Here is a 1,024-nt window from a genome sequence, read left to right on the forward strand (position 1 = left end):
AAACTTTGATGTTGTTCAGACAATGAATGAATTGGAAGAGCGCTTAGAAGACGTCACGACGCCATTGGATGTTGCGATAATTGGCTGTGTTGTAAATGGTCCGGGTGAAGCTAAAGAAGTAGACGTTGGTCTGACCGGTGGATCGCCGAATAATTTACTTTACCTTGATGGAAAGCCGGACCATAAATTAGCTAACACAACACTTGTTGATGATTTAGAGCGAAACATCAGGTCCAAGGTCGCAGCCAAAGAGGCCCAGGAGTCTCAGGTGATTGCAAAAGCATAGAATTTAACACTGTAATTTTTCCTCTTGCTTGCTAAGTGAGCTCGAGAGAAGTTCTAGATAATAAGGATTAAACCTTGGCAAAAATACAAGCTATCCGTGGAATGAATGATTTGTTACCCGGGCAATCTGCAGTTTGGCAGTACTTGGAAGGGCATATAAAAGGTGTGCTCCAAAGTTATGGCTATCAAGAAATTCGCATGCCTATTGTCGAGCAGACAGAACTATTTAAACGCTCTATCGGAGAAGTTACCGATATCGTTGAAAAAGAAATGTATACCTTTGAAGATAGAAACGGTGACAGTTTAACCCTGCGCCCTGAAGGAACTGCATGCTGCGTTCGAGCAGCCGAGCAGCATGGTCTATTGTTCAACCAGACTCAGCGCTTGTGGTATACAGGGCCGATGTTCAGACATGAGCGTCCACAAAAAGGAAGATATCGCCAATTCCATCAGGTCGGTGTTGAGTGTTTTGGTTTTAAAGGGCCTGATATTGATGCTGAGTTGATCATGATGACTGCTCGCTTGTGGAAGCAGCTTGGTTTATCTGAACATGTGGTGTTAGAGATAAACTCTTTAGGCTTGCCTGAAGAGCGCAAGTCCTTTAAAGATGCATTAGTTGCTTATCTTGAAGGTTATGCTGATCAGCTTGACGAAGATAGTCTGCGTAGGATGAAAACAAACCCTCTAAGAATCCTGGATAGCAAAAATACTAAGACCCAAGAGATTCTCGCGAATGCGC

The 1,024-nt window shown here is 43.5% G+C and carries 2 protein-coding genes; both read left to right on the top strand.

Translation table 11 applies throughout. The features are described from left to right. Nucleotides 1-286 (top strand): flavodoxin-dependent (E)-4-hydroxy-3-methylbut-2-enyl-diphosphate synthase (locus A3756_RS18970; RefSeq protein WP_197481384.1); only part of this gene is annotated, 286 nt, incomplete at its 5' end. A 74-nt stretch (nt 287-360) separates the two neighbouring features. Then, nucleotides 361-1,024 (top strand): histidine--tRNA ligase (gene hisS / locus A3756_RS18975; protein ID WP_082865370.1); only part of this gene is annotated, 664 nt, incomplete at its 3' end.

The sequence above is a fragment of the Oleiphilus sp. HI0086 genome (genome assembly GCF_001635225.1).